General features: G+C 65.4%; 18 protein-coding genes. 4 read left to right on the top strand and 14 right to left on the bottom strand.

The features are described from left to right. Positions 1-69: 69 nt before the first annotated feature. The 10 genes from CLAM6_RS00220 to CLAM6_RS00175 form a co-directional block, all read right to left on the bottom strand. Positions 70-1,335, bottom strand: a complete 1,266-nt coding sequence (locus tag CLAM6_RS00220) for a dihydroorotase (RefSeq protein WP_153635018.1) — start codon at positions 1,333-1,335, stop codon at positions 70-72. Beyond that, entirely contained in the window at positions 1,332-2,384 is a 1,053-nt protein-coding gene (locus tag CLAM6_RS00215) for an aspartate carbamoyltransferase catalytic subunit (protein ID WP_052384301.1), read from the bottom strand. The genes CLAM6_RS00220 and CLAM6_RS00215 overlap by 4 nt, the downstream gene beginning before the upstream one ends. Next, positions 2,381-2,914 (bottom strand): bifunctional pyr operon transcriptional regulator/uracil phosphoribosyltransferase PyrR, encoded by a 534-nt coding sequence (gene pyrR / locus CLAM6_RS00210; protein ID WP_153635017.1) that lies wholly within the window; start codon positions 2,912-2,914, stop codon positions 2,381-2,383. The genes CLAM6_RS00215 and pyrR overlap by 4 nt, the downstream gene beginning before the upstream one ends. Before the next feature lie 98 nt (positions 2,915-3,012). Continuing rightward, positions 3,013-3,468, bottom strand: a complete 456-nt coding sequence (gene ruvX, locus CLAM6_RS00205; protein ID WP_054556397.1) for a Holliday junction resolvase RuvX — start codon at positions 3,466-3,468, stop codon at positions 3,013-3,015. Then, the gene (locus CLAM6_RS00200; protein WP_043331610.1) at positions 3,461-4,018 is read right to left on the bottom strand and encodes a YqgE/AlgH family protein; all 558 of its coding nucleotides are present in this window, start codon (positions 4,016-4,018) and stop codon (positions 3,461-3,463) included. Before CLAM6_RS00200 ends, ruvX begins: the two co-directional genes overlap by 8 nt. A gap of 15 nt (positions 4,019-4,033) precedes the next feature. Beyond that, positions 4,034-4,948 (bottom strand): energy transducer TonB, encoded by a 915-nt coding sequence (locus tag CLAM6_RS00195; protein WP_153635016.1) that lies wholly within the window; start codon positions 4,946-4,948, stop codon positions 4,034-4,036. Positions 4,949-5,056: 108 nt separating this feature from the next. Then, positions 5,057-6,028, bottom strand: a complete 972-nt coding sequence (gene gshB, locus CLAM6_RS00190) for a glutathione synthase (protein ID WP_043331619.1) — start codon at positions 6,026-6,028, stop codon at positions 5,057-5,059. A gap of 212 nt (positions 6,029-6,240) precedes the next feature. Then, positions 6,241-6,987, bottom strand: a complete 747-nt coding sequence (locus CLAM6_RS00185) for a 16S rRNA (uracil(1498)-N(3))-methyltransferase (RefSeq protein WP_153635015.1) — start codon at positions 6,985-6,987, stop codon at positions 6,241-6,243. A 165-nt stretch (positions 6,988-7,152) separates the two neighbouring features. Then, the gene (gene secB / locus CLAM6_RS00180; RefSeq protein ID WP_043331620.1) at positions 7,153-7,656 is read right to left on the bottom strand and encodes a protein-export chaperone SecB; all 504 of its coding nucleotides are present in this window, start codon (positions 7,654-7,656) and stop codon (positions 7,153-7,155) included. Positions 7,657-7,781: 125 nt separating this feature from the next. Continuing rightward, positions 7,782-8,201 carry a rhodanese-like domain-containing protein gene (locus CLAM6_RS00175; protein WP_043331622.1) on the bottom strand — a complete coding sequence of 140 codons (420 nt, stop codon included), beginning with the start codon at positions 8,199-8,201 and terminating at the stop codon, positions 7,782-7,784. A gap of 444 nt (positions 8,202-8,645) precedes the next feature. Here CLAM6_RS00175 and gpmI point away from each other — a divergent pair, with 444 nt between their 5' ends. The 3 genes from gpmI to CLAM6_RS00160 all read left to right on the top strand — a co-directional run bounded on the left by gpmI (position 8,646) and on the right by CLAM6_RS00160 (position 13,117). After that, the gene (gpmI, locus tag CLAM6_RS00170; RefSeq protein ID WP_153635014.1) at positions 8,646-10,208 is read left to right on the top strand and encodes a 2,3-bisphosphoglycerate-independent phosphoglycerate mutase; all 1,563 of its coding nucleotides are present in this window, start codon (positions 8,646-8,648) and stop codon (positions 10,206-10,208) included. Between the two features lie 118 nt (positions 10,209-10,326). Beyond that, a complete protein-coding gene (locus CLAM6_RS00165; RefSeq protein ID WP_172978605.1) occupies positions 10,327-11,496 on the top strand; it encodes a murein hydrolase activator EnvC family protein in 1,170 nt (389 codons plus the stop codon). A gap of 235 nt (positions 11,497-11,731) precedes the next feature. Next, positions 11,732-13,117 carry a S41 family peptidase gene (locus CLAM6_RS00160; RefSeq protein WP_153636739.1) on the top strand — a complete coding sequence of 462 codons (1,386 nt, stop codon included), beginning with the start codon at positions 11,732-11,734 and terminating at the stop codon, positions 13,115-13,117. Positions 13,118-13,325: 208 nt separating this feature from the next. Here the strand turns inward: CLAM6_RS00160 and CLAM6_RS00155 are convergent, their stop codons facing one another. From CLAM6_RS00155 to CLAM6_RS00140, 4 genes are all read right to left on the bottom strand, one after another. After that, positions 13,326-14,651, bottom strand: coding sequence for a UbiH/UbiF/VisC/COQ6 family ubiquinone biosynthesis hydroxylase (locus CLAM6_RS00155; protein ID WP_153635012.1), 1,326 nt, complete (start codon positions 14,649-14,651; stop codon positions 13,326-13,328). A 204-nt stretch (positions 14,652-14,855) separates the two neighbouring features. Then, positions 14,856-16,118: a 2-octaprenyl-6-methoxyphenyl hydroxylase gene (ubiH, locus tag CLAM6_RS00150; RefSeq protein ID WP_153635011.1), complete on the bottom strand. Its 1,263-nt coding sequence runs from the start codon at positions 16,116-16,118 to the stop codon at positions 14,856-14,858. A 4-nt stretch (positions 16,119-16,122) separates the two neighbouring features. After that, positions 16,123-17,466: a Xaa-Pro aminopeptidase gene (pepP, locus tag CLAM6_RS00145; protein ID WP_153635010.1), complete on the bottom strand. Its 1,344-nt coding sequence runs from the start codon at positions 17,464-17,466 to the stop codon at positions 16,123-16,125. 134 nt (positions 17,467-17,600) lie between these two features. Further along, positions 17,601-18,242 carry a UPF0149 family protein gene (locus tag CLAM6_RS00140; RefSeq protein WP_064503223.1) on the bottom strand — a complete coding sequence of 214 codons (642 nt, stop codon included), beginning with the start codon at positions 18,240-18,242 and terminating at the stop codon, positions 17,601-17,603. Between the two features lie 260 nt (positions 18,243-18,502). Between CLAM6_RS00140 and CLAM6_RS00135 the strand changes: the two genes are divergently transcribed. After that, on the top strand, positions 18,503-18,880 hold the full coding sequence (locus tag CLAM6_RS00135; RefSeq protein WP_064503224.1) for a cell division protein ZapA: 378 nt from the start codon (positions 18,503-18,505) through the stop codon (positions 18,878-18,880). The last annotated feature ends 5 nt before the right edge of the window (positions 18,881-18,885 follow it).

Raw genomic sequence — 18,885 nt, 5'->3', positions numbered from 1 at the left:
CTTGGCTATCAGACTGTTGGCGCGCTTTAGCCAAATATCTCAAGCATCATGTTCCACGTGAAACACTGCTTAGGCGTAGCAGGAATCACCCAGCAGCACCTCTTCGACGCGACCGTTCAACAGCATGCCAAGCAGCGGCGTGTTATGGCCGGCACTGACCAGCGTCTCGCTTGAGACACGCCATTCATGCGCCATATCGATCACCGCCAGATCACAGTACTCGCCCACTTCCAGCATGCCGCCCTTGAGTCCGAAGCGTCTGGCACTGAACGTCAATGTCTCGATCAGGCGAGGCAGGCTGAGCAGCTCGGCCTTCACCAGCGCCAGCCCCAGCGGCAGCATGGTTTCCAGGCTGGTCATGCCGGGCTCGGATACCGCGAAGGGCGCGCTCTTGGCTGCGGCTTCATGGGGCAGATGATCACTGACGATGGCGTCGATGGTGCCATCGACCACACCGGCCCGCAGCGCATCACGGTCTGCCGCGCTGCGCAGTGGCGGCTCCAGATGGAAATTGGCGTTGAAGCCTTCCAGCTGCTCATCGGTCCAGTGCAGTTGCGCCATCGACACATCCGCGCTGATATCCAGCCCTCTGGCCTTGGCATCACGTACCAGCTCCACGGCCCGTGCGCTGGAGAGCAGCGACACATGCGCCCGTACGCCGGTCTGCTCGATCAACAGCAGCCACTGGGTCAGGGCGACCGTCTCGGCAGATTCCGGAATGCCGGCCAATCCGAGACGCGAGGCAATGGCGCCCTCATGGGCGCAGCCCTGCCCGGCCAAGGCGGCCTCCTGGGCCTGGAACACGACGGTGATATCAAAGGTCCGCGCGTACTCCAGACAACGGCGCAGTACGCCTAGATCGCGTATTGGCTGGCGCAGGTTGGTCAGTGCCACGCAGCCTGCAGACTTGAGCGCGGCCATATTGGCGAGCAGATCACCGTCCAGTCCCTGCGTCAGTGCCCCCAGCGGCGCAAGACGCACCCCCGCCACATCACGCGCACGGTCCAGCAGCGTACGAATATGCGAGGCGCTGTCGAGCACCGGGCTGGTGTCGGGCCGCGGCAGGATGGTCGCGTAGCCACCCGCCAGTGCGGCAGCCGACTCACTGACCAGGCTGCCCTTGTAGCGCGGACCCGGGTCGCGCAAGTGCGCGCCAAGATCGATGAAGGCCGGCGTGACCAGCTTGCCCGCCAGATCATCGCGCTGCTCGGCACTGAAATCCGCCGGCGCCTCGCCGATCGCGATCAGGCGACCGCCGTCGAGGTGGAGGTCGTACTGGCCATCGCGGCCGTTGGTCGGGTCGATCACCCGTGCATTGATCAGGCTGCGTTTCATGCGCCAGCTCCTCGTGAACGTTCACCCCTGCGCTCGGCGCGCGCCTTCATCTGTCCGGAGACCGCCATCGACAGCACCGCCATGCGCACCGCGATGCCGTTGGTGACCTGATCGAGTATCAGCGAGCGCGGACCATCCGCGACGGCGGATTCGATCTCGACACCCCGGTTGATCGGCCCCGGATGCATCACCACGGCGTCAGGGTGCGCGTGTGCCAGGCTTTCGCGGGTCAGACCATAGCGGCGGTAGTATTCCGACTCCGAGGGCAGCAGCGCGCCATCCATGCGCTCCTTCTGCAGGCGCAGCATGATGACGACATCGACATCCTTCAGCCCTGCTGCCAGTTCAGTGAAGACCTGACAGCCCAGCGTCTCGACCCCGATGGGCAGCAGCGTCTGCGGCGCGACCACCCGCACCTCCGCTGCGCCCAGCGTATTGAGCGCCTGAATCTGCGAGCGAGCGACGCGTGAATGCAGGATGTCACCGACGATCGCGACGCGCAGATTGGCGAACTCGCCCTTGTGGCGGCGGATGGTCAGCATGTCGAGCATCGCCTGGGTCGGGTGCGCATGGCGACCGTCGCCGGCATTGATGATCGCCACATGCGGCGTGATCTGGCTGGCGATGAAGTGCGCCGCGCCGGAGTCGCCATGACGCACCACGAAGGCATCCGCCTGCATGGCCTCGAGATTGACCAGGGTATCCATCAGCGACTCGCCCTTGGCGGCCGACGAGGTCTTGATGTCCAGATTGAGTACATCCGCCGACAGACGCTTGGCGGCCAGCTCGAAGGTGGCACGCGTCCGGGTCGAGTTCTCGAAGAACAGGTTGGCCACCGTACGTCCGCGCAGCAACGGCACCTTCTTGACCTCGGCATCGCCGATGCCACGGAAGTGATCGGCGGTGTCGAGAATCTCGGTCAACACGCTGCGCGGCAGGCCTTCGATATCCAGAAAGTGGCGCAGCCGGCCCTGCTCATCCAGCTGGACCTGTGCCGGCGAGGCAGCCCGCACGTCCGCGCTGGCCTGCGAGAGATCAAACAGGTTCATGCCGTCACCTCGCCGGTATCGACCAGTGTCAGGCGCAGGTTGCCGGAGCCATCCAGCTTGATGCGCTTGCCGGGCGCCAGCGCCAGGTTGGCGCCCAAGGCGTCCGGCTGCACCGGCAGCTCACGTCCCGGCAGCTCTACCAGGCAGGCCAGCAGCACGCGGCGCGGACGGCCATAGTCGAACAGCTCATTGAGCGCCGCGCGCACGGTACGTCCGCTCATCAGCACATCGTCCACCAGCAGCAGATCGCGGTTCTCGATATCCGGCAGCTGTGACCCCTGGCCGCCATCCGGCAGGCCCTTGTGGCCGAAGTCGTCGCGCCAGAAACCGATATCCAGTGTCGCGAGGGGCTCTTCCAGCCCCAGCCGCTCACGCAGTGCCTGGGCGACCCAGACACCGCCGGTATGAATGCCGACCGGAATCAGACGTTCACGATCGAGTTCACGGCGCTCGAACAGCAATTCGAGCTCCTCGGTCATGGCCTCGAGCAGTGCCTCGACCTCTGGCAGTGCCTCATGTTCTTCGTGCATCTCAGACTCTTGCATGGATATCGCTTCCTATCTTCCCTGCCGGATGGCGGCAAACAGACAAAAAAAACCCGCTTCCGGAAAGGAAGCGGGTGGAGTATTCAGTAACCGACAAGGTCGCCCTCGCCTCGCTGGCTTGCAAACCAGCTCTCGAGAATCAGCTGAGCGGCGAGGCCGTCCACGCCATCATCGCGATAATTGCCGCGGTGGCCGCGCTCGCGCGCCAAGCCCTTGGCCGCCTTGGTGGAGCCGCGCTCATCCCACATTTCCAGCGGCTTGCCGTAGCGGCCATACAGGCGCTTGCCGAACTTGCGGGCTCGGCTGCACATCAGTGTCTCGCTGCCGTCCAGCTCGAGGGGCAGGCCGACCACGAACAGGTCGGGCTGCCATTCCTCGATCAGGCGATTGACGACATTCCAGTCCGGAATGCCGTCCCGCACATGCAGCGGCACCAGGGGCGTCGCGGTGCCGAGCATCTCGGTGCCCACCGCGACACCGATGCGGCGCGTGCCGAAATCGAACGCCAGCGCCGTACGGCTGACTTGCCGCTCAGCCATGCCCGATCTCCCGCGACATCAGATTCATGTCGACGCCCAGCTTGCTGGCAGCCGCTTCGAGACGGGACTCGCTGTCGGCATCGAAGAGGATGCCGCTGTCGCCTTCGACGATCAGCCAGCTGTTTTCCTTCAGCTCGTTGGTGAGCTGGTCCGGCTCCCAGCCAGCGCAGCCGAGGCACACCATGAAGTCATCAGGGCCTTCGTTGCCGGCTATCGCCTTCAGGATGTCCAACGAGGTGGTCAGCGCCAGCTCGTCGGTCACCTGCAGGCTGGAATCCCACTCGCTGGCCTTGCCGCGATGCAGGATGAAGCCGCGGTCCTTGTGGACGGGGCCACCGTAATAGACCACCTCATCGAGGCGCTCACAGCTGTCGGCAGCGATCTCGAGCTGCTCGAACAGACCGCGCATGGTCAGCTTGATCGGCTTGTTGACGATGACACCGAGGGTGCCCTTGTCATCATGATCACAGAGGTAACTGAGCGAGCCGGAAAAATTGTCATCATCGAGATGCGGCATCGCCAGCAGGAAATAGTCTCGCAGACTTTGCATGGTCCTCCCGAGGCGTCAGGGCGCGCCAGAATCGTTGCCGGGGCCGAATCGCCAGATGCGGGTGATGGTCAGCTGGCTCATCCCCTTGAGACTTTCATCAAAGGGCGCATAAGGAGCCGCGCCGTAGACCGTATCCAGAGCCGCCTGGTCGAGTTCAGCATGTCCCGAGGATTGTAACACTTCCGCGAACTCAAGCTGACCGCTGGGCAGCACGACGGCGCGAATCCGCAGCTCGCCGCTCAGATGAGCAGGCGCCGGATAGTGCTGATTGCCGAATGCCTGCACCGTGCCGGTCCAGTCATTGATATAGCGCGCGCGGGCCGAGGCACGCGCCGCCTTGCGTGAGGCGGTGTCACCCACCACCTCACGCGACTGGCCGGAGGCCTGGATTCGCTGAACGTCCTGCTCGCTGGCCTGCTGTTCATTGTCCGGCGTATCCGGCAGCAGTTCGGAACGCGTCACCTGCTGTGACGACGCCTGCTGGGTCGCGATCACCTCGGGGATGCGCTCCGGCAGTACCAGCGCCTGCGTGGCCGGGGCCTGGGCTTCCGACACGGCCGGCTCGCTGGCCTCGGACGCACTCTGCTCACCCGGCTGTGGGGGCGCCTGATTGACTGGCCCGGCCTGCACCGCTGCCTCGCGCCCGCTGCCACTGGCCTGCTGGTCCTGCTCGGCCACCACCTGCGAGTCGACGGCAGTGGTGCTGGCCTGACTGACCAGCGTCACATCGAGCATCACCGGCTTTGGCATCGGCGGCACCTCGGGCGGCGTCAGCAGGCCGCTGCCCAGCAACCACCAGCCGATGACGGCATGGACGGCCAGTGCCGCGCCCCATGCCACCACACGGCGATGCACCCGCGTCACCGGTACATAGGTGATCGGGTCGGTGACGCTATGATTGCCTGCCCACCATTCGACGGGTGCTGCCATACCCCACTCCCTGTCCACGGAACCTCATTGGCAGCTTCGGCTTCCTTGCCGTTTACTGCGAATCCATTGCGGGTCAGCCAACTGGTGCCGACCTCACCGCGACGTTGATCAGGCGGGCGTCTGCGCCGCCAGACGCGCTTCGATGGCATCCATCAACAGACCGGCGATATCAGTGCCGCGCTGGGTATCGATCTCGCGTACGCAGGTCGGGCTGGTGACGTTGATCTCGGTGATGTAGTCGCCGATCACGTCCAGGCCGACGAACATCAGCCCCAATGATTTCACCACCGGCTTGACCTGCTCGATCAGCCAGTAATCGCGGTCGGTCAGCTCACGCGATTCGCCACGTCCGCCAGCCGCCAGGTTGCCGCGCGTCTCGCCGGCGCTGGGAATGCGCGCCAGGCCGAACGGCACCGGCTCGCCATCCACCAGCAGAATGCGCGTATCGCCGGCACTGATTTCCGGCACATAACGCTGGGCCATGATCTGACGGGTGCCCCGCAGCGTCAGCTGCTCGATCACCGAGCCGAGATTGCGGCCATCTTCGGCGACGTGGAAGATGCCACTGCCACCCATGCCATCCAGCGGCTTGAAGATCACGTTGCCATGCTCGGCGTGGAAGGCGCGCAGCACCTTGTCGTTGGCCGACACGGTGGTCGGCGGGATGCACTGCGGGAACTGCTGAGCGAAGAGCTTCTCGTTGCAGGTCTGCAGCGCGGCCGTCGGATTGACCACCAGCACGCCTTCCCGCTCGGCAAAGCCCAGCAGGTGAACGGCATTCAGGAAGTGTTCGTCGACGGGCGGATCCTTGCGCATCAGGATCACGTCAAGCTCGGCCAGCGGAGTCGCGACGACCTCGCCCAGCTGATAGAAGTTGTCCGGGTCGTGGTAGACCTCCAGATCACGCATCCGGCCCATGGCGCGACCATTCTCGAGATAGAGGTCTTCCTGCTCGAGATAGTGCAGCGACCAGCCACGCTGGCTGGCGGCCCACAACATGGCCAGAGTGGTGTCCTTCTTGTAGGCGACGCTGGACATCGGGTCCATCACCACGCCGATCTTGAGCTTGCGAGCAGTCATTGAGGCAACCTTGTGACGACACTGCCAGCCCGGCACGCGGCCGGCAGCGGGGATAACGGAGACTCCCGTCGCGACATGACACCATGGCGCGGGAGCGATGGGACAAGTATGCAGCAGCGCCGTGCTGCTCACCACTGGCGAAACGCCCTTGCCGGCTCACGCTGTGTTGCCGGCAGATCAACAATTCCGCCCGGGTGCCAGATGACGGGAGATCAGCGCGGCAGGTCACCAAATCGCTGCTGCAGCAAGGTCAGCGCCACCACCGGCGCCGTCTCGGTGCGCAGGATACGCGGCCCCAGGCCGAGCACTTCACAACCGGCTGCGGCCGCTTCTGCCACCTCTTCCTGCGTGAAGCCGCCTTCCGGGCCGATCAGCAGGCTGGCACGGGTCACGCCGCCCTCGGCCTCGGCCACGTTCAGCGCCTCGGCACCGCCCGGCTGCAGAATCAGGCGCAGCGGCTCATCACGCTCGGACAGCCACTGCGTCATCGCCACCGGGGCATGCACGACCGGCACGACGCTTCTTCCGCACTGCTCGCAGGCGCTGGCCGCCACGCCCTGCCAGTGCGCCAGCTTCTTGTCGGCGCGCTCGCCCTTGAGCTTGACGTCGCCACGCGCGGTGTAGAGTGGCGTGATGGCAGCCACGCCCATCTCACAGGCCTTCTGGATGGCGTAATCCATGCGATCGCCCTTGGAGATCGCCTGCCCCAGATGCACCGCCAGCGGCGCCTCGCGGTCATTGGGCACCGCCTCGATCACCTGCACGCTGACGCCCTTGCGGGTCACCTCCTCCAGCAGCACGCGCACCTCCTGCCCACGGCCATCGAACAGCTGCGCCTCACTGCCGACCTTGGCACGCAGCACCAGCCCGAGGTGGCGTGCAGGCCCCTCGGGGAGCGCGAAGGACGCCCCGGCGCTGACATTGAGATCAAGATCGGGGCAGTACAGACGGATGGCCATGGACGGGGTCTCGCGGACAGAGAAGCAATGAAAGTGAACCGCGATGAGTCGATGCAGCATCGCAGGCAAGGCGGCGGTCATTGTCGCCCAAAAACGCAGCGACGGGCCACTGGGGCCCGTCGCTGGTCGTACCTGTCATGTGGCCAATCAAGGCCGGCTCACTGATCAGTGAGCGGTCGCCTCGGCGGCGCCCTGGGCTTCACGCTGCTTGCGCTGCGCGTACATGGCCTCGAAGTTGACCGGAGCCAGCATCAGCGGAGGGAAGCTGCCACGGTTGACCAGGTTGTCGATGGCTTCACGCGCATACGGGAACAGCACGTTCGGGCAGAAGGCGCCCAGGGTGTGGTCCAGCTGCTCGGCAGACAGGCCAGCGATACGGAACAGGCCAGCCTGCTCGACTTCCGCCAGGAAGGCAGTGGTCTTGTCTTCGCCATTGGTGACCTGTGCGGTGACCTTGATGGAGACTTCGAACAGCTCCTCACCGACCTGCTGGTGCTCGGTATCCAGCTCCAGCGCGACCTTCGGCTGGAACGGCTGGGAGAAGACCGCCGGAGAATTCGGGGCTTCGAAGGACACGTCCTTCACGTAGATGCGCTGCAGGGCAAACTGGAGCTGATCCTGAGCCTGTTCTGCGCCTGCTGCAGCCTGTGCGTTCTGTTCTTCAGCCATGAGACATATCCTTGAGGGTTCGGAGATTTATTCTTGGTTGCGAGCCGGCCTCCAGCAGACCCGCAAACTTGCCCAGCCAGCGGGGCAATGACAGCTGGTAGACACGCGACGTGCGAGTCTGCGACTCAGCGAGTCACGACCGGCAGGCTGTCGGCTTCCCACTGGCCCATGCCGCCCTTGAGCTTGACGGCCTGCTTGAAGCCATCCTTCTCGAGGCGCGCCACCAGCGGTCCCGCCGTCTGGCCATGCTTGCAGACGATGATCACCGGGCGTTCCTTGTACTTGGCCAGCGGAGTGGTCTCGCTGGTCAGCTGACTGCTGGGAACGTTGACGGCACCGGCGATATGACCGGCCTTGAATTCCTTGCTGTCGCGGATGTCGATGAAGACACCCTCTTCGCGATTGACCAGTCGCGTGGCCTCGCTGACGCTGACGCCGTGGTTGCCACGCATGGTTTCCATGACAATGAGGGCGACCAGCAGGGCGACGAAGGCGCCGACCAGCAAGGGATGATTCTGCGCGAACTGAAGCAGCTGTTCGATCATGAGACGGGCTAACTCCGCTGTGACGTGCATGCCGACGCGTACGCGGCAAAGGAAATAGACCGCTACCTGAGGTAACGGAGCCAGCATTATACATGACAGGCCCAAGCATGAATGCCGCTGCATGGCATCAAAAAGGCGTAGCCGGGCGATGCGCCGGCTGCTGTCAGCTCAGCCGGGCCGGGGCGATCCACCGATAGCGCAACCCAATCCCGGCGATACACTTGCGGCACTTGCACTCGGCACCTTACCACCCCTCTAATAGAGGGCAGAACGAGCAGGTAGTTTTATCACTACATGTCGTTTCCGCCGAGGGTTCTGCCCCACGGATGCGCCACAGCATGGCCGCAGGACATGACAGCTGCATGATGCGTCGCCCGTCGAACATCATCCTGTCATCCCGGCCCCTGCTCACCCCAGATCATTCGTCATCACAGCGAGGAAGTCATGGCAGCTCAAGCACAAGGTCCGCGTCCCGTCGCCCTAATCATTCTGGACGGCTACGGTCACAGCGAAGAGGAGAAGGACAACGCCATCCTCGCCGCCGACACGCCGGTGATGGACCGCCTGCGTCGTGAATATCCCAGCGAACTGATTCACACCGATGGTGGCTTCGTCGGCCTGCCGGACGGCCAGATGGGCAACTCCGAAGTCGGCCACATGAACCTCGGTGCCGGTCGCATCGTCTATCAGGACTTCACGCGCATCACCAAGGCGGTGCGTGAGAATGCCCTCAAGGACAATGCCATCCTGACCGCGCCCATCGATGCCGCCGTCAAGGCCGGGCGTGCCGTGCACCTGATCGGCCTGCTATCTCCGGGCGGTGTCCACTCCCACGAAGACCACACCCTGGCCATGGCCGACCTGGCCGCCGAGCGGGGCGCCAAGCGCATCTATATCCACGCCATCACCGATGGCCGCGACACCGCGCCCAAGAGCGCCGAGGCCTCCATCGCGCGTGCCGATGAGCACCTCGCGGGCCTGGGCCTGGAAGACGGCCGTGTCGCCACGCTGGTCGGTCGCTACTTCGCACTGGACCGCGACAACCGCTGGGACCGCGTCGAGCAGGCCTACCGCCTGATCGCCAACGGCGAAGCCGAGCATGAAGCCGCCACCGGTGTCGCCGGTCTGGCTGCCGCCTACGAGCGCGATGAGACCGATGAATTCGTCACCGCCACCCGCATCGGCGATTCCGTCGCCATGCAGGAAGGCGATGCGGCCATCTTCATGAACTTCCGCGCCGACCGTGCCCGCGAGCTGACCCGCGCCTTCGTCGAGCCGGACTTCGCAGGCTTCGAGCGCACACCGCCCAAGCTGGCCCACGACGGCCTGGTGATGATGACCCAGTACGCCGCCGACATCCCGGCGCCGGCAGCCTTCCCGCCGTCCGAGCTGCACAACACCCTGGGCGAGGTCGTGTCCGACCGTGGCCTGACCCAGCTGCGCATCGCCGAGACCGAGAAGTACGCACACGTCACCTTCTTCTTCTCCGGTGGCCGTGAAGAGGAATACCCCGGCGAGACGCGCATCCTCGTGCCGTCCCCGCAGGACGTGAAGACCTACGACGAGAAGCCGGAAATGAGCGCCGGCGAAGTCACCGACAAGCTGGTGGAAGCCATCGAGTCCGGCGGCTACGACCTCATCGTCTGCAACTACGCCAACGGCGACATGGTCGGCCACACCGGCAAGTTCGATGCCGCCGTCCAGGCCGTCGAGTTCCTCGACAAGTGCGTGGCACGCGTGGTCGAGGCGCTCGAGAAGGTCGGAGGCGAATGCCTGATCACCGCCGACCACGGCAACGCCGAGCAGATGGTGCACCCGGAAACCGGCAATCCGCAGACCGCGCACACCACCTTCGAGGTGCCGCTGATCTACGTGACGCAGCGCGATGCCAAGCTGGCCGCCGACGGGCGTCTGTGCGATCTCGCCCCGACCCTGCTGACCATGATGGGCCAGTCGGTGCCGGAAGAGATGGATGGCAAGGTGCTGGTCGATTATGCCGAGGCCTGATAGCAGGCTGCATGGCGCACCCTTCGGTGCGTCGTGCCTCTCGCCCAGCCCGAGCAAGCCGCTCGGGCTGGGCGACCGCCCCCGAATCTTCAAGCGCCGGAGCCGAGTCTCCGGCGTTGTGCTGTCTGCCTGGCTGCTGAGTCTCGCCCCGCTGGCACTCGGCCCCGTGGTGTCGACCACCGCGCAGGCCGCTGACGACACCGCCACCCTGACCCAGAAGAAGCAGGCCTCCCAGGAAGACCTCAAGCGCCTCAAGCGCGAGATCCAGGCGATGCAGGGCGAGCTCAAGGCCACGGCAGCGCGGCGCAGCGACACCCGCAACGGGCTGGAGAAGATCGAGCGCCAGCTCAATGCCACGCGCCAGCAGACCGGCAAGCTCGAGGATGAGCGCGATGACATCAAGCAGCAGCTGGTGGCACTGACGCGCAAGCGTGAAGCCCTCAGTCAGCAGCAGACGGCCCAGAAGGCGGCAGTGGCCGAAGAGATGGCCGCCCTCTATCGCCTCGGTCGTCAGCCTGAACTGAAATTGCTGCTCAACCAGGATGATCCCGCACGTCTTGAGCGCCTGCAGGTCTATCTGAACCATCTGAGCGAATCACGGCGTGCGGCGCTGGAGCGCCTGGCCGAGCTGAACCAGTCACTGGCCGACACCCGCGCACAACTGCTGGCTCGCCAGACACGCCTGGATGACGTGCAGGCAGGCCTCAAGCGGCAGGCCAGTCAGCTGATCGCGCAACAGAATGAACGCGCCGCCCTGCTGCGCAAGCTGGATGCGCGCTATGCCAGCCATGAGGCGAAGATCGCCGAACTGGACCAGGACCGCGCGCATGCCAATCAGCTGATCCAGACCCTCGAGAAGCGCCTCAAGTCGATCAAGAGCGCGCCGCCCCCCAGGACCCGCATCACGCGTGCGATGGGCAAGATGGATTGGCCGGCGCCGGGCAAGGTGATCTCCGCCTATGGACGTGGCGAGGGCGTCAACCGTGATGGCGTGCTGATTCGCGCGACGCAGGGTACCGCCGTCACGGCGCCGCACGCCGGTCGCGTGGTCTTCGCGGACTGGATGCGCGGCTATGGCAACCTGCTGATACTCGATCACGGTGACAACGTGCTGACGCTCTACGCCCACCTGGCAAGCTTCAGCGTAGGCCCGGGCGACAGCCTGTCACGCGGCCAGCAGCTGGGCAGTGTCGGCAGCAGCGGCGGGCGTGATGGCCCGGCGCTCTATTTCGAAGTGCGCCGCAGCGGTCAGCCGACAGACCCGAGTCGCTGGCTCTCGCGCCGCTGAAGTGTCTGGCAGCGGCACCTCACGCATCGCCTGATTGTCAGCCAGCGCTGAATGCCACCGCTAGCCAGCGGGCTAGTCGCCAGGCACTCGCGCGGGATATGCTCGCAGTAGCCTGTGACTGCGAGCATGCTGGGCGGTGTTCCCCCTGCCATGCCTCGACATCCGGCCCCGGCGCTCAGCGCATTTCGGTACCAGTCGAGTCAGTATCCGTCGAGAAGGAAATCGCATGTCTGCAATGTCGCCGTTCCGTCCTGCCCCGCGCCGCCTGCGTCAGCTGGCGGTCAGCGTGCCGCTGAGCCTTGCCCTGCTGGGTGGCGGACTGCCGGCCAGTGCAGAAGATGTCACCTCACCGGCCGACAGCGCTCAGGATGCCCGCCAGGGCACGGACCTGCCGCTGGATGAGCTGCGCACCTTCGCCGAGGTCTTCGAGCGCATCAAGCGCACCTACGTCGATCAGGTCGATGACCGCACGCTGCTCAAGAATGCCATGCGCGGCATGCTCGAAGGGCTGGACCCGCACTCCGCCTATCTGGATCAGGAAGACTGGCAGGACCTGCGCGAGAATACCGATGGCGAGTTTGGCGGCATCGGTATCGAGGTCGGCACCGGCGACGATGGCCAGCTGACCGTCATCGCCCCCATCGACGACACCCCGGCGGCGCGTGCGGGCCTGCAGCCGCGAGACGTCATCCTCAAGATCGACAATACGCCGCTGGACGGCCTGTCGATGTCGGAGTCGGTCAAGTTGATGCGCGGTGAGGCAGGCTCACGCATTCGGCTGCTGATTCTGTCCGAGGGCGCCGACATGCCGCGCGAAGTGGTGCTGGAGCGGGCCATCATCAAGAGCAGCAGCGTCAGTCAGCGCCTGCTGGACCCGGGCTATGGCTATCTGCGCATCAGCCAGTTCCAGAGCGCGACCGGTGACGAGGCCCACACGGCGCTGGCCAGGCTGCGGGAAGACAACGATGGCGAGCCGCTCAAGGGGCTGGTGCTGGATCTGCGCAACAACCCCGGCGGGCTTCTCTCGGCCGCCGTCGAGATCAGTGACCTGTTCCTGTCCAGCGGCCGCATCGTCTACACCGAAGGCCGCCTGCCCGACAGCGAGCTGTCTTTCTCGGCCAAGCCCGATACCCCGGCGGGCGACACCCCGCTGGTGGTGCTGATCAATGGCGGCACGGCCTCGGCCGCGGAAATCGTGTCCGGCGCGCTGCAGGATCAACACCGCGCCATCATCATGGGCACCGACAGCTTCGGCAAGGGCTCGGTCCAGACGGTGATGCCGCTGGGCAATGGCGATGGGCTCAAGCTGACCACCGCGCTCTACTTCACGCCCAGCGGACGTTCGATCCAGGCCGAGGGCATTCGCCCGGATGTCGAGGTCGTGCGAGGCCGTCTCGAGCGCGACACGCGACGTGACTTCAGCGTGCGCGAGGCAGACCTCGACGGGCGCCTCGACAATGCCAACGCCGCCAGCGAATCCGCCAGCAGCAAGGCACCCGACAGCCCGGTAGTGGCGGAAAGCGACTATCAGCTGGGTGAGGCGCTCAATCTGCTCAAGGGCATGAACGTGCTGGGGCGCAGCGCGGCGCTCAAGGCCACCGTGCCCACAAGCGACGAGTAAGCATTACGCCATGATCGTTTGATCATCAGGCCACAACGACAAGGCCCCGCCAGATGGCGGGGCCTTGTCGTTGCAGGGGGCATGACATGCGCACTTGTATGGAGATATATAGCGCTGTGTGGCGGCGATCGGCCAATCCTGCGCCCAAGCAATGATAGTTGGCACTCACATACCCGGCAGGTCATATACTACATCACCTTCACTCTTGTTACGGCTTGCAGCTGGCGGGCAACTCACCCCGCTGCCCCATCGCCTGACGCATCAGGATACGCTTCAACTCGCCCTGGCCGTCGACGAAACCAAGCCCGAAGTTGCGCAGCAGCCGCACGCCCGGCTGACGACTGCCGAACAACAGCCGGAAGCCATCCATCATCTTGAGCATCATGGCATTGTCGCTGCGACGCCGGCGGCGATAGCGCGCCAGCCAGCGCTCGTCGCCAAGCGCCACCCCGCGGCGATGTCCTGCCAGCAGCTCGTCTGCCAACACCGCCACGTCCATCAAACCCAGATTGACGCCCTGGCCTGCCAGCGGGTGAATGGCATGCGCAGCATCCCCTACCAGCGCCAGCCCCGGCAGCACATAGTCTTCGGCGTGGCGCTGATGCAGCGGGAAACTGAAGCGCTCACTCGCCCATTCGATGGCGCCGAGCTGACCTTCAAAGGCGTCTTCCAGCTCACTACAGAATGCCGCCGGTGACAGTGCCAGCAGCCGCTCGGCCTCCTCTGGCGTGGTCGACCACACGATGGAGCAATGCCGTTCTGCGGCCGAGGCTCCCTCGGCCGGCTGAGCCAGGGCGTCATTGACGGCCAGTGGCAGGAAGGCCAGCGGCCCGGTCGGCAGGAAGCGCTGACGCGCGACGGCCTGATGCGCGAGTTCGGTGCGCACCGTGGCCACCAGCGCGACCTGGCCGGTGTCGTGTTCCCGCGTGGCGATCCCGGCCAGCTCGCGCAGCCGTGAGCGCGCACCATCCGCCGCGACCACCAGCGCCGCGGTGACTGTCCGGCCATCGGTCAGCGTCAGGCTGGTCGCTTCCGCCTCATCTAGTTGGTAAGCATTCACTACTGATGTAGCGCCTGAGCGTGGCAGTGCCATGCCTGCCACACGCGCCCCGAAGCAGCGCGTGATTGCCGGGCAGGCATCGATGGCCTGCTCCAGCGCGGCGAGCGTGACCCGGTTCTCGACGATATGCCCCAGCACCGGCACACCGCTGTCCTCGGCACTGAACTGGATCTCGCCATTGCCCTCTGCGTCCCACACCTGCATGCCGGTATAGGGCATCAAGCGACTGGCGGCGATCGTCGGCCACACACCCAGACCGCTCAACAGCTGCTGAGAGACCGGCGTCAATGCACTCACCCGTGGCTCGGGGGCACTATCTGGCTGCCAGCGGGTCGCGGACTCACGCCCCTCGACCAGCATGACCCGCAGTCCCGCCTGCCCCAGCAGCAGCGCCAGGGTGGCACCGACGATACCGGCACCGACGATGGCGACATCGGCGTCATGTGCGCTACCTGCTGATCGACCGTCCTTCATGCCTGCTCCCTGTCTCGAAGTTCTGTCTCGTAGTTCTGTCTCGTAGTTCTGTCTCGTAGCCTGATCTCGAAGACCAATCTCGTGCCCTGATCTCGAAGCCCCGTCGCGTGGCTCGACACCAAGGCGCTGTCAGTGACGCCCTGTCAGTGACGCCCTGCCTGCGAGGCTCTGCCCACGAGCCAAGTCAGCGAGCACCCACCAACCTCAGCGTTCAATGCCCATCGAGCGTCTGGCCAACAGGCGCTTGAGCGGCGAGACCAGATTGAGCCCGATCAGGCCCGCTGCCCGTGCATGCCCCAGCCAACGACTCTCGACCCCGAACAGACGGATCAGGCCATCGCTGAAAAGCACCACATTGTCGCGATCCGCGCCGCGCCGTTCCTCGAAGTCACTCAGCACACTGGTGGCCCCCGGCGACTCGCCACGCGTCAGGCCCGCCTCGATGGCCGCGACCAGGTCGGTCACGCCGCGCAGCGCCAGATTGAAGCCCTGCCCTGCCACCGGGTGCAGGGCGTGGGCGGCATTGCCGAGCACCGCAAGGCCGGGACGCGTGCCCTCGCTGGCACGCACCAACGACAGCGGATAGGCGTGGCGTTGCCCGACGCGGCGAAAGCGTCCAGCGCGTTCACCGAAGGCGCGCTGCAGCGCCTGCAGGAAGTCGCTGTCGGGCAGCGCCATCAGGCTTCCCGTGTCCGCGGGCGAGCGTGTCCACACCAGCTCCATGCGCTTGCCGGCCAGCGGCAGCAGCGCCATCGGGCCTTCGCTGGTGAAGCGCTCGTAGGCGACTCCCTGGTGAGGCTGGCTCATCTCCACCGTGGCGATCAAGGCATGCTGCTCATAGTCCTGCGCCGCACTGTGGATGCCGAGGCGCTCCTTGAGTCCGGAGCGACCGCCATCCGCCAGCACGGTCAGCTCAGCCTCGATCAGACGACCATCCTCGAGCGTGAGGCGATGGCCTTGCGCCGTGACGGCGATTTCTGCCACGCGCGCCGGGCAATACCAGGCCAGCGGCAGCTCGGCCAGCTGGCGATGTAGTACCTGGCCCATCCAGGCATTGGGAATCACGTGGCCGAGCGCGGCTACCTCGAGTTCGGAGGCCCGCATGCGGGTCGCGCCCAGGTGGCCGCGCTCACTGACATGGATGGTGCGAATCGGCGTGGCGTGCTCGCACATCGCCTCCCAGACCCCGAAGGCGGTGAACCGCTGGCGTGAGCCCGCCGCGATGGCGCTGGCACGTGCATCGAAACTGGGCTGAAAGCGCTGGGCGTCTGCCGTCGCCGCGGGCAGCTCATTGGCCTCGATCACGGCGACACGCAACGCTGCGGCCTCAAGGCCCTTCTCGTCGGCCACACGCGCCATCAGCGGCGCCAGCGCACAGGCCAGGCTGGCGCCCACCAGACCGCCGCCGATGATCACGATGTCGAAGTGTTCGGCATCACGCCCGCTCATGGCTTCAGGCTCGCTCATGGCGTCAGGCCTCCGCGCGCATCAGCGCCTCGATGGCCTCGACGGACTTGGGCACGCCATGACTCAACACCTCGTGGCCCGCGGCAGTCACCGCGACGTCGTCCTCGATGCGAATGCCGATGCCGCGATATTCGACAGGAATGTCGCCGTCCTGCGGAATGTAGAGGCCCGGCTCGATGGTCAGCACCATGCCCGGCACCAGCGGACGTGGCTCACCCGCTTCGCGATAGCTGCCCACGTCGTGCACATCCAGCCCCAGCCAATGCGAGGTGGAGTGCAGATAGAAGCGACGGTAGGCATCGCTGCTGATCAATTCCTCGACCTCGCCCTGCAACAGGCCCAGCTCGACCAGCCCCGTGGTCAGGTCATGCACCACCTGTTGGTGAATGCCCACCAACGTTGCACCCGGTACCACGGCGGCCACCGCACGCTCCTGCGCCTTGAGCACGATCTCGTACAGACGGCGCTGCGGCTCACTGAAGCGGCCATTGACCGGGAAGGTACGCGTGATGTCGCCGGCATAGAGGGCGTACTCGGCGCCGGCATCGATCAGCACCAGCTGACCATCCTCCAGCGGCGCGCGATTCTCGATGTAGTGCAGCACACAGGCATTCACACCCGCCCCGACGATGCTGGTGTAGGCCGGAGCCGGCGCCCCCTGCCACTGGAATTCATGCTCGATCTCGGCCTGCAGATGATACTCGTGCAGGCCGGGACGGCTGATCTGCATCGCACGCACATGCGCGCGCGCGGAAATCTCGGCGGCGTGGCGCATCAGTGCCAGCTCACGCTCATCCTTGATCAGGCGCTGCTCATGCAGCAGCGGCGCGAGATCCTCGAAGGCGGCCGGCGGCCGTGCTCCGCGACGCACCGCGGCGGCCAGCTCATCGCGCAGCGCTTGAGCCAGCGCCAGGGCTTCGTCATCCTCGAACAGCACATAGAGACGCTCGCGGCCATCCAGCAGGCTGGCCATCACCTCATCACGGGCCTCATTGGTGAAGGCCTGATCGAAGCCTGCCGTGGCGACGGCACCCTCGGCGCCGATGCGGATGCCGGTCCAGGCTTCGGCCAGCGGGTCCTTCTCCTGACAGAACAGCACGCTCTCCCCTTCGGCGCGCCCGGGCAGCAACAGCAAGGCGGCCTCGGGTTCCGGCCAGCCGGTCAGATAGTGGAAGTCGCTGTTCTGACGGAAGTTGTATTCACTGTCGCGGTTGCGCTGGGCCAGGCCCGACGAGACCACCAATGCGGCAGCCCCCTGCGGCAGCTGCGCGATCAGGCGCTGGCGGCGTGCACGAAAATCCTCTGCCGTCAGGGCAGCAGGTGCGGGCAGGATGGCTGGGGCAGTCATGGCAATCTCCGTCGAGAACCCGCCGAGCATGGCGCGTTCGAGTGACAAACAGGCGTGATGCTGTAGATGGGGTCACCCGCCCTCTTGTACCAGCCTTGCATCAGACGCGGCGCAAGCGGTGGGTGACCATCGATTCAGTGGGTATCGGTACGTGAGCTGACGCCGAGGCTACCCTCGAGACCGCCTTCCGGCAGCTGGTCATCGCTGGGCTTCTCGACGTCCGGGTTGCCCGGGTGCTGCTCGGTGTAAAGCAGCAAGGCCGCCATGCGCACATGGTCAGCCAGCGCGAACAGGTCGGCCTCGTCCTCGGCGTTGTCGTCGTCGAGGTCTTCGGCATTGGCGAGGCCGCTCGAGATGGCTTCGACATCGCTCAGCGCATCCTTGAGCGCCTGACTCCAGCCACTACGGACATCGTCATCGGCACCGGCCAGCTCTTCCTGGAAGCCCAGCGTCCATTCGCGCAGGCTCTGACCACGTTCGGCCAGCGAGAACATGTCATCCGGCAGCAGCGGCTCGAAGCTCATCTCGCTGGCGGCCAGACGCTCCTGATTGCGCGTGCGCCAGGTGAGGAAGACTTCACCGGCCTCACGCGTGGCCGGTTGCTCGACCCCCAGCGAGGCGCAGACGCGCGCCAGCCAATCCTCGGCACTGATGTCATCCAGCGCCAGTGCGGCTACCAGCTGACCATCGAGGAAGGAGGGATTGTTGAGGCTGCCGTGAGCCAGGAAGTGGTCTGCGACGAGCGAGAAGTCGAAGGTATCGTTGATGATCGCCATGATGCGGCCCCATTGAGTCAGTGAGAAGTGGTTCTGTAGCGGGAGAATGGCATCTGAAGGATGTGCTGCAGCACAAGGCAGCCGCGCCGCGCGGCGCGTTGACCCTCCAGAAGCGGCTCTCTATAGTGGCTCGAGAATGCCCCCATCTTACCGCACTGGCCCTCCTTCTGGCTTGCCGTCCTGACTGCGACGGTGACGCACTGACAGCAGGACGTCGGCATCAATCTGGATGACGCCGGACAAGGCCCGAGAGGATCTACATGAGCGATTCCGCCACCCCACGCAATACCACCGAGATCAGCCTGCTCGGCCGCAGCTATACCGTCAGCTGTCAGCCCGGCGAGGAAGATGGCCTGACCCGTGCGGCGGCTTATCTGGATCTCGCCATGCAAGGCATCCAGCAGCGCGGCAACACCATCAGCGCCGACAAGGTCGCCCTGATGGCAGCGCTCAATATCTCGCATGAGTTGATCAACAGCCGTGACAGCGAACGCGCCCTACAGCGCGACTTCGAGACTCGCCTCACCGCGCTGGACCGTCAACTGGATGCCGCGCTCAGTCAGCTGCCAGCCGACTATGCCGATCAGGCGAAGGCGCGCGCTGCTGAGCGTAAAAACGCTTCAGAATCAAACAACTGATACAT

The sequence above is a fragment of the Cobetia sp. AM6 genome (genome assembly GCF_009617955.1).
Taxonomy (GTDB): domain Bacteria; phylum Pseudomonadota; class Gammaproteobacteria; order Pseudomonadales; family Halomonadaceae; genus Cobetia; species Cobetia amphilecti.
The sequence above is the reverse complement of the archived record's forward strand: the minus strand, read 5'-3'. Positions and strand labels throughout refer to the sequence as shown.